Source organism: Paenarthrobacter sp. TYUT067, from assembly GCF_023656375.1.
Taxonomy (GTDB): Bacteria; Actinomycetota; Actinomycetes; order Actinomycetales; family Micrococcaceae; genus Arthrobacter.
The window spans coordinates 1-14,597 of the sequence record NZ_JAMOIT010000002.1 but is presented as its reverse complement, the minus strand read 5'-3'; the positions used below and the strand labels follow the sequence as shown (position 1 = coordinate 14,597).

Below are 14,597 nucleotides of genomic sequence, written 5' to 3'. Positions count from 1 at the left end.
GATCAGCCTTTCCGCTTCTTGATCTCTGCGGTGGCCTGCGGAAGGACCTTGAAGAGGTCACCGATGATGCCGTAATCGGCAATCTCAAACACCGGCGATTCCGCGTCCTTGTTGATGGCCACAATGACCTTGGAAGTCTGCATTCCAGCTTTCTGCTGGATTGCACCTGAAATACCGGCTGAAATGTACAGCTGCGGAGACACCGTGACACCGGTCTGGCCAACCTGCGCATCATGGCCAATCCATCCCGCATCAGTAGCGGCGCGGGAAGCACCTACAGCAGCGCCAAGGGCGTCGGCAAGCTCTTCGAGCGGGCCGAAGTCACCATCTACGCCACGGCCGCCGGCAACCACGATCCTCGCTTCGCTCAGATCAGGCCGCCCGCTGACGGGCTTCTCGGTGCGGGCTGCGATGCGTGCGGAGTTCGCCAAGCCATGAGCGGGAACCTCAACAGTGGCAGTTGCCGGTGCAGCGGCGGCACCGGCAGGAACAGGTTCCACGTTGTTGGCCTTGACCGAAAGGACGGTCACAGGAGTAGTAGCTTTCGCCGTGGTGTTGTAAGAGCCCGCCAAGACGGACTTGTGCGCAGTGCCGTCAGCGTCAACACCCACGACGTCGGTAATGACGCCGGCACTGAGCTTAATGCCCAGCCTGCCCGCAATCTCCTTGCCCTCAGGCGAGTTGTCCACGAGGACTGCTGTGGCGCCGGATGCTGCTACAGCAGCGGCAAGGTAGGCGGCCTTCGGGCCCACCAAGTAGTTGTCGAGGTCGTCCACCGACGGCTGGTAAACCGTCGTGGCACCGTAGGCACCCAAAGTGGCGGCGACGTCGTCGTTCAACTCCCCGGTGAACGCGACGGCGGTCTCCCCCAGCGAGCGGGCGATGGTCAGGAGCTCCAGGCTGCTCTTCTTGAGAGCTGATCCCGGGTTGTCAATGAAAACAAGTGCATTTGCCATGGTTCGAGTCCCCTTTAGAGCAGCTTCTGTGCGGCTAGGAAGTCCACCAGCTTGATGCCGGCGTCGCCGTCGTCGGTAATGATGGTTCCTGCTGTCCGCGGCGGGCGGGCCTCTGCGGACTCCACCACTGTCCAGGAGCCAGCCGAGCCCACCTGTGAAGCGTCCACGCCAATGTCAGCAAGTGACAGGGAGGCGATCTTCTTCTTCTTGGCCGCCAGGATGCCCTTGAAGTTGGGGTAACGGGGCTCGTTGATCTGGTCCGTGACGGAAACAACGGCCGGGAGCTCCGCCTCAACGGTTTCCGAGAAGGCGCCGGCGTCACGGCGGGCGCTGACCCGGCCACCCGTAACCTCAAGGCTGGAAGCGAACGTGACCTGCGGGAACTGCAAGCGCTCGGCAAGTTGGGCCGGGATGAGCGAAGTCTCGCCATCGGTGGAAGCCATGCCCGTCAGGACCAGGTCCACCGGGCGGCCATCGGCCGAGATGTGGCGAATAGCAGCGGCAAGCGCCAGCGAAGTGGCAGCCGCATCCGAACCAGCCAAAGCGTCGTCGCTGAGGTGCACGCCGGAATACGCGCCAATCTGTAGGGACTTCTTCACAGCATTGACCGCACCGGACGGGCCCATGCTCAAAGCAATGACCTCATTCCCGGCCTTCGGTCCGCCGCGTTCCTCCGCCAATTGGAGCGCTGCCTCGAGGGCGTACTCGTCCAATTCAGACAAGATGCTCTCATCACGGTCGGTCGTGTTGCCAGGTCCGGTGATGTGCCGGTCAAACTGGGCGTCCGGGACGTGCTTGACCAGAACGACAATCTTCAATGTCTCTTCCACTGTCTTCGAAGCAGCCTTCCATGCTTGTGGACGGCCAAACGCAGCAGCGTGGCCGTGAATAACCCAGCGCGTGGGCTCGTCCTAGCTAAGCATATTGCCCGCAGAAAACCACTCCCAGCGTTAAGCCCTGTTTCAGCTACGCGCGATGCTCTTGTGCTGCAGCGTGCGGTGCCGGGACACCCACAAACGGCGGGCGGCACCGCCAAGGTGCCGTCCGCCGTCGTGGGTTGCTCCTGCCTCCCGCTGGGCCGCCTACTGCTGAGCGCTACTGCTGAGCGGCGTCGAGGGTGACCTCAACCTCTTGTGTCTGTCCCCCGCGCTGAATGGTTACCTTGACCTTGGCACCGGCAGGTTGCTCCCGAACCGCCGCAGTCAGCTGGTTGGGATCGCTCACGGCGTAGTCGCCGAACTTGGTCACCACATCGCCAACCTTGAGTCCTGCCTTCGCAGCAGCAGAACCCGAGGTCACCGACGCAACCTCAGCACCCACCGAGAAGCCTGAATCGCTGCCCGAGGACGACTTCGAACGAACTGACACACCGAACTGCCCGTGGCTGGCTTTACCGGTTTCGATGATCTCCTGCGCCACGCGCTTGGCGTGGTTGATGGGAACACTGAAACCGACGCCGATGTTACCGCTGGACGATTCGGACGTTCCACTGCCCGCCGAAGCGATGGCCACGTTGACGCCGATTACTTCACCCTTGCTGTTCACGAGCGCGCCCCCGGAGTTGCCGGGGTTGATGGCAGCATCAGTCTGGATGACGTTGATGGCAATCGAGCCCTCGTTGGCTGTGCTCTGGCTCTGGCCACCATTTGGCGGCGCGAACTGGAAGCCTTCGTCTCCGCCCTGGCTCTCATCCGGCGTGCCTTCCGGCACAGCAGAGGACGCCACGCTGATGGTTCGGTTGAGCGTGGACACGATGCCATCGGTCACCGTGCCGGTAAGACCCAACGGTGAACCGATGGCGACGGCGGTGTCCCCCACATTGATCTTGGAAGAGTCACCAAGCGTTGCCGGGACGAGGCCAGAGGCATCGCTTACCTTGATGACTGCAAGGTCGGACAAAGGGTCAGTGCCAACCACAGTGGCCTTGAGGACCTTGCCATCGCTGGTGCGGACCTCAATTGCGGCGTTTGCGGTGGCGCCATCGAGCGTGACGACGTGGGTGTTGGTGAGGATGTGGCCCTGGTCATCCAAAATGATGCCGGAACCAGTACCGCCCTCATTTCCGCTGGTCGCCTTGATGGTCACCACGCTGGGCGAAGCCTTGGCGGCCGCAGCGGTAATGACGTTGACGTCATCTTTGTTATTCACGATAACGGTGCTGGATTGTCCGCCGGTTGAAGCAGCCGGGGCGGGGTTATCCCACAGAGCGTTACTGCCCGCCACCACGCCGCCACCGATCAGACCCGCTGCCAGCATGCTAGCTACAAGGGTGCCGACGCCGAAAGCCGGCTTGCGCTTGGTGCTGACGGAAGAGTGCCCTGGGGTGTGCTGCATCCCTGGACTGTTGTGCCCCTGCTGTTCCTGGAAACCTTGCTGGTTGTGGAACTGGGAAGCGGCATTGTGTCCCGGATTCGAGCCCCCGTAGAACGGCTGGTGCTGCGGGTAGCTTGGGCGATGAGACGGGTCATGCTGCTGGTAAGACTGATTGTGCGGCTGCGGAGCGCCGTAGTACTGCGGCTGCTGCGGAGCGGCGGAAGGCTGGAAGGCAGGCAGCGGAGTAGTGGGCTGCGCCGGGTTTTCGGTCCCCGCCTCCTGCCGGGAAGTCCACGCGGGCTGCTGCGGAGTGGTGCCGGCATCGCCCTGCTCCCCCGTGCTGTCCCGCGGCTCCGACGGCTCGCGGTTCTCTGGTGCAGTGCCCTGCGCTGGGTTCTCCGTCATGGGTCTTCCTTTCATCCTCGTCTTCAACCACTATGTACCCAATAACTGGAACAAAAGCGGACGTTCGCTGGGAGCTTGCTGAAAGGAAGTCGTCGCTGGTAGCCGTCCCCTCAAGAAGACCCTCAACGGCTCACCAATCCAGCTCTCTCCTATATTTCGCTGGTGGCATATTCAACCCTGTGGACGGGTTCGGGGGTGCACCATAGAATCAAGAGGAATTGCCACAGCGACCTGCGGCTTTACACCATGCGTGGGGGCGCTGAGCATTCTGTGACGATTGGTACGCCTTGTTCCAGTCGCAGACGTGCTGAAGGGTTGCACATGCGGTCAATAGTTAAACGCGTACTCGCCGTAATCGGCCTGGCTGGAATGTTGGCCCTACCGGCCACTTCCGCTTGGGCTGCAGATCCGGTGACCATTCCGTCCGGCCAGAACATTGTGGATGACGCCAATCTTCTGGGTGGCCGTAAGGGCGAAGTTCAGGAAGCGATCCAAAAGACGCTCAAGGACCACAAATACAACTTGTATGTGGTCACTGTGGACTCCTTCACGAATCCCTCCGAACCCCCCGCCTGGGCGGAGGCCGTAGCCAAGAACAAGGGCATGGGTAAGGCAGACGCGATCCTGGCAATTGCCGCTTCCGGCCAGTACACCTTCGTACTGAATTCCGGAAGTTCCATCCGCTCCAAGCAGTCCGCCATTACGCAAAATGCCGTGACAGCCAATCTGGCAGGCGGCAAGAAAGACTTCGCACAGGCGGCCATCGACACAGCGGCTGCCATCGGGGACGCTGCCGGCGGCGGTAGCGGTACCGTTCCGAGCGGAAACGCAGGTGTCGGTGTCCTTGTCGGCGTAGGCGTCGTAGCGGCCGGCGGTGCAGGCACGTATCTGTACCTCCGTAACCGACGCAAGAAGGGCAGCACCAAGGCGGTCAGCGCCAGCTATGGACCACAAGGTGAACAGCTTGACCCCTTGGCGGGCCTGACCATTCCGGAACTGCGCCAGAAGAGCGGCTCACTGTTGATCGAGGCGGACGACGCCATCAAGTCCAGCGAGCAGGAACTGGGCTTCGCCCAGGCTCAGTATGGTGATTCCGCAATTGGTAACTTCACCAAAGCCCTGGAAGAAGCGAAGGGCCACATGACGGAGTCGTTCAAGCTGCAGCAGCAGCTGGATGACCACATTCCTGACACTGAAGAGCAGCAGCGTAGTTGGCTCGGCGAGATCATTCGCCGCTCAGAAGCCGCATTGGCTTCGCTGCGAGATCAGAAGGCTGACTTCGACTCTCTGCGCGAGCTTGAAAAGAACGCTCCTCAAGCCTTGGCAGCGGTAACGGCCGGAGCCAGGGAAGCCGACGCCAAGATCGCCAGCGCGGAACAGTCGCTTGAAGGTTTGCGCGCCAAATATGCCGAATCTGCTTTGACCCAGGTCTCCGACAACATCTTGCAGGCCAAGGAGCGGCTCGCGTTCGTACAGAACGCTGCAACTGCTGCCCAGGAGAAGCTGGCAAGCGGCGAAAACAGCCTCGCTGCTGTTGCGGTACGCGCCGCAGAAGAGAGCCTGCACCAAACCAACGTGTTGATCGATGCCATCTCCAAGACGGCCGGCAGCCTGGATGAGGCCCGGGCTTCCCTGGAAGGCGCTGTGGCAGAAACCAGCCAGGACCTCGCACAGGCGCGGGCAATGATCCAGTCCGGTGCACACCCTGAACTGGCCGGTCCAGTGGCCGGGGTGGAAGCGGCCTTGGCACAGGTAAAAACCGAAATTCAGGGCGGAAAGATCGACCCCATCGCGACGCTTAGCCGTTTGGAGTCTGCTCATCAGGCGCTCGATCAGTCCTTGTCCGGCGTCCGCGATCAGCAGGAGCAAGCCCGCCGGGCCCAGGCCTCGCTTCAGCAAACCATCATGGCGGCGCAGGCACAGATCAGCGCTACGTCCGACTACATCACTGCACGTCGCGGGGGCGTGGGCACAGAGGCCCGGACAAGGTTGGCCGAGGCCCAGCGCAACCTTGACTATGCACTCTCCATCTCACGCAATGATCCAGTCACCGCACTTACCTACGCCCAGCAGGCACACTCGCTCGCGGCGCAGGCTGCACAACTCGCCCAGTCGGACGTCGATCAGTTCGGTTACGCCGATCAGGGCTACGGCCGCGGTGGGATGTTCGGCGGAGGCGGCGGAGGCGGCGGCCTTGGCGGTGCCATCCTTGGCGGTATCCTCATCAACTCCATCCTGAACGGCGGCGGAGGCGGCTGGGGAGGCGGCAACGACGGCGGAGGCGGCGGCGGATTCTTCGGCGGCGACTCCGGCGGCGGAGGCGACTTCGGCGGCGGCGGCGACTTTGGCGGCGGAGACTCCGGCAGCTTCTAGCCAGACAAACTAGGCGGGGTCAACGCCCCGTATAGAAGCGGTACAACAACTGATCACTGATTTCCAGTGGCACCACTGAGCAGGACGAAAGGCAACACCATGGTTAAGCAGTCCATTTTCGGTCGGATCTCACAGCTCGCCAAGGCGAACATCAACGCCTTGCTGGACCAGGCTGAGGACCCGCAGAAGATGCTGGACCAGATGGTCCGCGACTACACGAACAACATTGCCGAGGCCGAATCAGCCGTGGCCCAGACCATCGGCAATCTCCGGATGCTGCAGGCGGACTACAACGAAGACGTCAAGAACGCACAGGACTGGGGCAATAAGGCTCTAGCAGCGTCCCGCAAGGCCGACGAGTACCGTGCCGCCGGTGATCCCGTAGACGCACAGAAGTTTGACAACCTTGCCAAGGTGGCAATCCAGCGCCAGATGACTGCCGAGTCCGAGGCAAAGGCAGCTGAGCCGAGCATCGCCTCCCAGACCGAAGTAGTGGACAAGCTCAAAACCGGGCTTGACCAGATGAAGAACAAGCTGAACCAGCTCACCGCCAAGCGCAACGAACTCGTGGCACGCTCTAAGACCGCCGCCGCACAATCCCAGGTGCACGACGCACTCAAGAGCATCGACATCATGGATCCCACCAGCGAGGTAGGTCGCTTCGAAGAGAAGATCCGTCGCGAAGAGGCCAAGGTCCTGGGCCAGCAGGAACTCGCCAGCTCCAGCCTTGACGCCCAGTTCAACCAGCTCGAAGACCTCGGAGAGCAGACTGAGATCGAAGCCCGCCTTGCGGCCCTGAAATCGGGCGGTGCCAAGCCCGCCATTGGCGCAGGCGCCCCCGCATCAACCGGAGCAACTGTGGACGAAGCCGACTTCGACAAACTCTAAGAAGAAGTTGGGCTCCAGCTACCGATCGGTCAAGCTGCCCAGAGACTGAAACCAGAACCGGGCCGGATCCTGAAGTGGATCCGGCCCGGTTTTTTCATGCACTACATCTGGTCCGTCAAGGGACTTGGCGTGTCTTGGCCGGGGCTGACGTCGGTTGCCACCTCGGCGCGGATTTCGAATCCCTTGGGATGAAAGTAGGTCACCGTACACTCCAGGACCTCCCCATGCGCGCCCAACGTCGTTCGTTCCAAGCGCGGGACCATAGGGAACCCACGGACGTTCAAAGCGTCTGCCAAATGCTCAGGCGGGGCATGCATGGTAACGGTAATTTCAGCCCGGTGGAGGGGCTTCAACGTTCTGTCCTGAATGACCTGATAAATGGAGTTCCGTTCGGCGTCCGCCAAGCTGATATGGCGCCCGATGTGGGAGGGAATGAAAATCTCCGCAATGGCATAAGGCCACCCAGCACTTGAGTAGGAACGCCGGATCACCAAAACCAGATTGTCGTCAGACACCAGTTTGGCTGGCACTGATTGGTCCTTCTCCATCCACTTATACTCGATGAGTCCCTTGACCGTCTTCATGCCGGCCGCCGTGAACGTCTCCATGAACGGCGCCAGGCGGTTCAGCATCTTGACGGGACGCTGGGCCATCACGAACGTTCCCTTGCCCTGCCTTCGAACCAACAAACCCTTCACAACCAGGGTTTCCAGCGCTTTCCGGACCGTGGTCCGGCTAATGCCGTAGGCGTCCATCAGAGTCTCTTCCGTGGGGATCCGTGATCCTGGCTCCAGCCGGCTGACGTGATCCGTCAAAACGTCAGCCACCTGCTGATACACGGCCACCGGGCCATCCCTCTGAAGAACTTCCCGCTGAAGGCCAAATCCATAGTCGTCGTTGACCATTGAGCGTCCCATCTATTTCATACCTCAGCGAATCCGGTTTGATGCTAGCACTCGCATCCCGACGAACAGTTAAACAAAAGATCCGGATCAGTAATAACTGATCCGGATCTTTTCTCCAGTTGCGGGGACAGGATTTGAACCTGTGACCTCTGGGTTATGAGCCCAGCGAGCTACCGAACTGCTCCACCCCGCGTCGCAAGAACAACTCTACCGCACCCCTTAGGGTGCTTCTGACCATATGGCCCCTAAGGTGCCGCAGATCACTCCCCCGCACCCTAAAGCCCCACACAATAGCTGCCGCAGCACCCCGGCCGTCGGGATGTGAGAGGGGATCCAGCCCAACCCGTCGGGATGTGAGAGGGGATCCAGCCCAACCCGTCGGGATGTGAGAGAGGATCCAGCCCAACCCGTCGGGATGTGAGAGAGGATCCAGCCCGACCCCCAGGGATGTGAGAGAGCGATGGGCCTGAGGGGGCGCCCATCGCGGGGGTGAGGGCACAACAAAAGGTCCGGATCAGTAATTACTGATCCGGACCTTTTCTCCAGTTGCGGGGACAGGATTTGAACCTGTGACCTCTGGGTTATGAGCCCAGCGAGCTACCGAACTGCTCCACCCCGCGTCGCAAGAACAACATTACCGGCCGGTGAATGAGAGACCAAATCCTGGCGACGTGATCTGCATCTCCCCCTACGCGAAAGGCCGGCACCCGCCCCCGAAGGGAACAGGCACCGGCCTTTCAGCTGCCTACAGGACTAGCTGCTCGGCGTAGGTGCGGGCGTCGCGCTGGGAGTAGCCCCCGGCGTCGCCGTTGGAGCTGGAGTGGCGTCCAAACGGGCCTGAGCGTCAATCGCCTTCTTTAGCGCGTCAGACAATTTGGTCTGCTGAGCACCGTAGCCGGCGAAGTCTCCCTTAGCCAATGCTGCCTGGCCGTCCTGGATGGCCTTGTTGGCCTCGTCCAGGGCCGCCTTGAGTTCTGCCTTGGCATCGGTGGGACCAGCCGGCGGCGTCGTAGTGCCGGGCGGCGCTGTCGGTGTCTGGCCATTGTTAGCGACATCCCCGGCAGAAGCGCCGGAGTCTCCGCCAAACAACTGGTTCAGTGCTTCGTCAAGGGTGGGCGCGAAGCCGATCTTGTCACCGAAGGCAACCAGCACACGCTGCAATGTGGGGTAGGACGTCTCGCCGGTGGACTTCAGGTAGACGGGTTGTACGTAGAGCAAACCGCCACCCACGGGAAGGGTCAACAGGTTGCCGTTAAGTACATCCGATGCACCCTGCCGCAGGAGGTTCAACGCCTGGGACACCGTGGGATCGGAGTTGAACTTGTTCTGGGCCTGGCCGGGACCGGGCACCTGGGTGTCGGTTGGCAACTCGAGGAGCCTTAGCTTTCCGTAGCTATCGGCTTTGACTCCCTTCTCGTTTCCGGCATCAGAGTCAGCTGCAAGGAATCCATACAAGATGTTCCTCGCACTGCCGTTGACAGTCTGCGGAATGAACGATGACGTCAGCTGGAAGGCCGGCTTCTCCTGGTCAGGCATCTGCAGGGACATGTAGAACGGCGGCTGCTTGACGGCCTCGGAAACGGTGGGATCGTTCGGCACGCTCCAAGCATCGTTGTTCTGATAGAAGCTGTCCGGATCCGTCACGTGGTAGCGGCCCAGAAGTTCACGCTGAACCTTGAAGAGATCTTCGGGGTAGCGAACGTGGCTCATGAGGTCGCCGGACATTTCCGAGTACGGCTTAATGACTGTGGGAAAGACCTTCTGCCAAGCCTTCAGGATGGGGTCCTGATCATCCCACGCATAGAGGTTCACCGAACCGTCGTACGCATCCACGGTGGCCTTGACCGAGTTCCGGATGTAGTTCACCGAGCTGTTCGGCAAGGCTACTGTGCGCCCTGCGCTGGTTTGGGAATCGGCCGTGGCGTTCTGCAATTGTTGGGGCTGTGAGTACGGGAAGTACTGGCTGGTGGTGTAACCATCCACAATCCACTTGACGCGGCCGTCCACCACCGCCGGGTAGGCGTTGCCGTCCACGGTCAGGTACGGGGCGAGCTTCTCAACGCGTTCGCGCGGATTGCGTTCGTAGAGGATCTGGGATTCCGCGTTCACACCGTCCGAGAGCAGGAGGTCGGAAGATTGGAACTTGATGGAGTAGAGAATCCTGTTCAGCCAGTTGCCTACGTTCGGTCCACCGTTACCGCTGAAGGTGTACTGGGTCTCCCCGCCGCCTTCGCGGCCCGCCGGCCGGTCCTGCTCGCGGTTGGGGGCACCATCCGGCGCTCCCACAATGGAGTATTCAGGTGAGTTCTCACCGAAGTAGATGCGGGGCTCGTAAGAAGTATCGTTACCGAGAACGCCAGTGGACGGAATCCCCGACTGCAGGAACTCCGGCTTGCCATCGGCGGTGAACTTGTTGCCCTTGGCTGCCACCACACCGTAGCCGTGGGTGTAGACGATGTGCCTGTTGACCCACGTCTGCTGGTTGGCGCTGAGGCCGTCCGGGTTCAGTTCACGAACCGCAATAACGGTGTCCTGGACCTTACCGTCAACCATGTATCGGTCAACATTCAGGGTCTGCGGGAACTGGTAGTACGGACGATACTGCTCCAGCTGAGCGAATGCGGAGGAAATCAGGTTCGGGTCAAGGAGACGGATGTTGGCAGTGGTTTGGGCATCCGCGGCCAAGGCACCGGTGGTGGCGGTGGTAGTGGCGTTATAGGCGGAGACATCGATCTTGTCCAGACCATAAGCAGCGCGCGTCATCTTGATATTTCGATCAATGAACTCCTTTTCCAAGGTGTTCTCCGACGGACGTACCTGGAACTGCTGGATAACCCACGGGTAAACGCCACCGGCCAGTATGGCCGTGATAACCAACATCGCAGTACCGATGACTGGCAGGCGCCAGCGACCAATGATTGCAGCAATGATAAACAGGATGGCAACGAGGCCCGCGGCCACGGCAAGGATCGCCTTGGTAGGTACAACAGCATTAACATCCGTGTAGAGGGCCCCGGCCCAGCGGCCTGAGTTGCTCTGGACAGTCGTGTACCTGTCAAGCCAGAAGTTGATACCAAGCAGGACAAGGAAGAGAGCGCCCGTGACGGCGATGTGAATCTGCGCTGCACGGCTGGTGAAGATACCGCGTTCCATGAGGCGGATGCTGCCGTAAAGGTAATGGGTCAGGATGCCTGCGATGCCGGCGACAACCGCGATGCTGATCAGGAATCCTGTGACAAAACCGAGGAACGGCAGCGTCATCAGGTAGAAGCTGATGTCCATGTTGAACAACGGGTCGTTCTGACCGAAAGGTTCCTGGTTGAAGAACAACAGGGCCTTCTGCCATTGGCTAGCGGCCGCACTGCCGGCAAAGAGCCCGAACAGGATAGGGAGGCCGATCATGACAACCCGGCGAACAGGCTCGAGCTGCGCCTGGTAGCGGTTGAGGTTGTCCCGGGCCTCAGCATCCGGAGCATAGACGGGCCTGGAACGGTAGGCAATCCTGATGGCAAAGAAAACAGCGGCAAACATCATGGCGAAGCCAATGATGAATGTGATGATCCTGGCGAGGTTTTCGCGGAGATAAACTTCGAAGAAGCCAAGCTGCTGGTACCAGAGGACGTCAGTCCACACATTGGCGAAGAAAATGAACCCGACGACGGCCACGGCCACGACAATGAGCGTCGGCGTCAGGGCACCTCGTCTCAGCGGTGATCTTCCGGGCGGGTTGGAGCTGGCGGGACGGGACAAACTCTGTACCTCATTGGTGTCAGTGAACAGTCGGTGTGCGCGTGCTGACAATCTCTACCGCTGGGAGGTGGCAGAGGCCGTCATCTATGCCACGAGTGGCAGTGGAGCTAAGTTCCACCGTCAGTCTAGTTGTTTGTGCAGGTGGGGAGGCTCCCCGTGTCCTGGCCGGCTCCGAGGCGCTCCACGGCGGAGGTGGCGTCTGCAAGGGTTTCCACTTTTACAACCTGAAGCCCGTCCGGTACGTGGCCAACCACATCGGCGCAATTGGACGCCGGAGCGAGGAACATGGTTGCGCCTTTTTGGCGGGCACCGATCATCTTCTGGGCAATGCCACCGATAGGTCCCACCGCACCATCGGCTGTGATGGTTCCCGTGCCAGCGACGTGTTTGCCGCCCGTGAGATCCCCCGGCGTGAGGTTGTCCACTATTCCCAGAGCAAACATCAAACCTGCGCTGGGTCCGCCGACGTTGTCCAGGGAAATGCTGACATCGAACGGGAAGGTGAAGTCGCTGGCGAGCAGCACACCCAGAACGTAACGGTCAGCCTGGTTCCTGGTAGGAGTTATGGTTTCCGAAACTGCCATACCCTTCCGGTCCAGGCCCACAACGACCGGCGATCCTGCACCTGCGGCCAGTTCTGCTTGGACCACGCTCATGGACGTAATCGCTTTGCCATTGATGGAAACAAGCCGATCCCCTTCCTGGATCTTTCCAGCTGACGGCGAAGGATCAGACAGTCCCGCGACGTTGAGCCGTTGCTCAAACGGGATTTCGAGTTCACGCAATGCTGCGGCCACTGCGTTCTCCTGCGATGTTTCCATCGCAATTTCGCCTTGCTGCACCGTCTGTTCGGCCGTGGTGCCCTTGGGATAGATGAGTTCCTCCGGATATATGGCTTTGGAGGGATCCACCCAGGCCCGGAAGACATCGAAGATGGTTGCCGGGGTTTTCGGACCTCCTGTCATGACAACAGTGGTCAGGTCAAGGTTGCCATTCGCCGGAAAGGACTCGCGACCGGAAATACTGATCACAGGTTTGTCGCCGTCCTTGCCCAGAGTATTGAAAGTGGGACCGGCTGACTCAATGACATACGGGACAGGCAACGCTGCCGCACCGATGCCAAGCCCCAGCGCGACAAGCCCGGAGATCACCATGATCATGTACCGGCCATCCCGGGGAGGCGACGTAGGCACGGAGGTGGAATCGGCGTCGGGCGTCTGACGCGGGTCCAATGAGCCCTCGGGGCTGGGCGAAGTAAGCATTGAGGCCTCTCTATGCCGGCATTGCGTGACCGGATCCATGGTTCCTGCCGCCAAGGGCGGCGGCGGCACATACCAAACATCAACACTACGCGGTCTGACGTTGCAGGGCTGCTTTGCCTACAGCGAACGGGACCTCCTCCGGGCAGACAGCCTTCCGGCCGCGCGGTACGGTGAAAGAGATCACCAGCCAGTTCGACGATCGGCGGCACCATGACTTCCAACCCCAATAATCCGTCCAACGACGACGAAACCCCCAAGGATCCGCTGGCAGAAATGCTCCAGAACCTGATGGGTGGCCAGGGCATGGGCAACATCGATCCCGCTGAGCTGGCTAAGGCCGCTGGCTTGCCCAACGATCCCCACCTCCTACAGCAGATGTTCGCCCAGGTCCAGGCAATGATGAGCTCCACCTCCGATGGCCCCGTGAACTGGCAACTCGCCCACGAAAATGCACGCCGCGTGGCCGCCGCCGGTAGCGATCCCTCGGTCAACTCCCAACAGGCCAGAGAGATTGACGAAGCCCTCAGGCTTGCAGAGCTTTGGCTGGACCCCGTTACTGATCTCTCGGCAACCGGCCTGATCGGGCGGGCCTGGTCAAGGGCCGAATGGGTTGAAGCGACCCTGGGCACATGGAAGCGCCTGACAGAGCCGGTGGCCAACAGCATCGCCAACGCCCTTTCCAGTGCACTCACTCAACAAATGCCCGAAGAGATGAAGTCCATGATGGGCGGTGCCTCATCCATGCTGCAGAACATGGGCGGAGCCATTTTCGGAATGCAACTGGGACAAGCAATCGGCGCACTTTCGGCGGAAGTTGTCAGTTCCACTGACATTGGGGTCCCCTTGGCAGACCTCGAAATGGCCCTGTTGCCTGCCAACGTCGCAAAATTCGGGGAAGGACTGAGCCTTCCGGAGAACGACGTCCGACTTTTCCTTGCCGTACGCGAGGCCGCCCACGCACGCTTGTTCGTCCAGGTTCCTTGGTTGCGAGGTCACTTGCTTGGAGCCATCGAGGCCTACGCCCGCGGTATTCACATAGATATGTCCCGCATCGAAGACCTCGCCCGGGACCTTGACCCGAGCAACCCCGAAGGAATTCAGGAAGCTCTGTCCCAGGGAGTCTTCACACCTGAACGCACGCCGGTCCAAACGGCCGCACTGGAGAAGCTGGAAACAGCGCTTGCCCTGGTGGAAGGCTGGGTGGACGAGCTCACAGCGGAAGCCACTGACAAGGTACTGCCGTCCGCTACTGCACTGCGCGAAACGGTGCGGCGCCGCCGCGCCACCGGCGGACCGGCCGAGCACGCGTTCTCGTCCCTCGTCGGTTTGGAACTTCGGCCCCGCAGGCTCCGTGAAGCGGCAACGCTGTGGGCGACCTTGAAGGAAGAGCGAGGCATCGCCGGCCGTGACGCGATCTGGCACCACCCGGATCTCCTGCCCACCGGCGAGGACCTCGACGACCCGAAGGGGTTCTCCGAACGTAGGCGCCTTGCCGAGGCAAGTGACAGCGAAGTTGATGACGCTCTGCAGAAGCTTTTGAGCGGCGGCTACGAAACCTCCGACGCCGATCAAGCTGAAGCTTCAGACTCAAAGGGCACTGCCACGGAGACCGGGTCCGGCCAAGAGCCGGAATCGGATGACTCCGACCCCGAGGCACCCACCAAGTAGGCTCCACTCTTGGAAACAAAAAGTGCAACGGCCGCCATATCCATGGCGCCCGTTGCTCGGTTAAGGCACCGTCATCG

9 protein-coding genes and 2 tRNA genes are annotated in these 14,597 nt (G+C 60.9%); 3 read left to right on the top strand and 8 right to left on the bottom strand.

Annotated elements, in window-relative coordinates:
• Positions 1-2 precede the first annotated feature (2 nt).
• The 3 genes from MOD31_RS01560 to MOD31_RS01550 all read right to left on the bottom strand — a co-directional run bounded on the left by MOD31_RS01560 (position 3) and on the right by MOD31_RS01550 (position 3,674).
• On the bottom strand, positions 3-956 hold the full coding sequence (locus tag MOD31_RS01560) for an electron transfer flavoprotein subunit alpha/FixB family protein (protein WP_142938529.1): 954 nt from the start codon (positions 954-956) through the stop codon (positions 3-5).
• A gap of 14 nt (positions 957-970) precedes the next feature.
• Positions 971-1,774 (bottom strand): electron transfer flavoprotein subunit beta/FixA family protein, encoded by an 804-nt coding sequence (locus tag MOD31_RS01555; protein ID WP_142938528.1) that lies wholly within the window; start codon positions 1,772-1,774, stop codon positions 971-973.
• Between the two features lie 277 nt (positions 1,775-2,051).
• The gene (locus tag MOD31_RS01550) at positions 2,052-3,674 is read right to left on the bottom strand and encodes a S1C family serine protease (protein ID WP_250819696.1); all 1,623 of its coding nucleotides are present in this window, start codon (positions 3,672-3,674) and stop codon (positions 2,052-2,054) included.
• A gap of 321 nt (positions 3,675-3,995) precedes the next feature.
• On the opposite strand from MOD31_RS01550, the gene MOD31_RS01545 reads away from it, so the two are divergent.
• Complete coding sequence (locus tag MOD31_RS01545) at positions 3,996-6,047, top strand: TPM domain-containing protein (RefSeq protein ID WP_250819695.1); 2,052 nt, start codon at positions 3,996-3,998, stop codon at positions 6,045-6,047.
• Between the two features lie 99 nt (positions 6,048-6,146).
• Entirely contained in the window at positions 6,147-6,935 is a 789-nt protein-coding gene (locus MOD31_RS01540) for a PspA/IM30 family protein (RefSeq protein WP_142938525.1), read from the top strand.
• Positions 6,936-7,036: 101 nt separating this feature from the next.
• Here the strand turns inward: MOD31_RS01540 and MOD31_RS01535 are convergent, their stop codons facing one another.
• From MOD31_RS01535 to MOD31_RS01515, 5 genes are all read right to left on the bottom strand, one after another.
• Positions 7,037-7,852 carry a GntR family transcriptional regulator gene (locus MOD31_RS01535; RefSeq protein ID WP_250819694.1) on the bottom strand — a complete coding sequence of 272 codons (816 nt, stop codon included), beginning with the start codon at positions 7,850-7,852 and terminating at the stop codon, positions 7,037-7,039.
• A 107-nt stretch (positions 7,853-7,959) separates the two neighbouring features.
• Positions 7,960-8,033, bottom strand: a tRNA-Met gene (locus tag MOD31_RS01530).
• A 353-nt stretch (positions 8,034-8,386) separates the two neighbouring features.
• Positions 8,387-8,460, bottom strand: a tRNA-Met gene (locus MOD31_RS01525).
• Between the two features lie 133 nt (positions 8,461-8,593).
• Complete coding sequence (locus MOD31_RS01520) at positions 8,594-11,590, bottom strand: UPF0182 family protein (RefSeq protein ID WP_142938524.1); 2,997 nt, start codon at positions 11,588-11,590, stop codon at positions 8,594-8,596.
• 125 nt (positions 11,591-11,715) lie between these two features.
• Positions 11,716-12,852 (bottom strand): PDZ domain-containing protein, encoded by a 1,137-nt coding sequence (locus tag MOD31_RS01515; RefSeq protein WP_142938523.1) that lies wholly within the window; start codon positions 12,850-12,852, stop codon positions 11,716-11,718.
• Between the two features lie 210 nt (positions 12,853-13,062).
• On the opposite strand from MOD31_RS01515, the gene MOD31_RS01510 reads away from it, so the two are divergent.
• Entirely contained in the window at positions 13,063-14,520 is a 1,458-nt protein-coding gene (locus tag MOD31_RS01510) for a zinc-dependent metalloprotease (RefSeq protein WP_142938522.1), read from the top strand.
• The last annotated feature ends 77 nt before the right edge of the window (positions 14,521-14,597 follow it).

Coding starts and splice junctions, on each gene's coding strand:
- MOD31_RS01560 (WP_142938529.1), bottom strand. CDS start 956: ATGGCAAATGCACTTGTTTTCATTGACAACCCGGGATCAGCTCTCAAG.
- MOD31_RS01550 (WP_250819696.1), bottom strand. CDS start 3,674: ATGACGGAGAACCCAGCGCAGGGCACTGCACCAGAGAACCGCGAGCCG.
- MOD31_RS01545 (WP_250819695.1), top strand. CDS start 3,996: ATGCGGTCAATAGTTAAACGCGTACTCGCCGTAATCGGCCTGGCTGGA.
- MOD31_RS01540 (WP_142938525.1), top strand. CDS start 6,147: ATGGTTAAGCAGTCCATTTTCGGTCGGATCTCACAGCTCGCCAAGGCG.
- MOD31_RS01535 (WP_250819694.1), bottom strand. CDS start 7,852: ATGGGACGCTCAATGGTCAACGACGACTATGGATTTGGCCTTCAGCGG.
- MOD31_RS01515 (WP_142938523.1), bottom strand. CDS start 12,852: ATGCTTACTTCGCCCAGCCCCGAGGGCTCATTGGACCCGCGTCAGACG.
- MOD31_RS01510 (WP_142938522.1), top strand. CDS start 13,063: ATGACTTCCAACCCCAATAATCCGTCCAACGACGACGAAACCCCCAAG.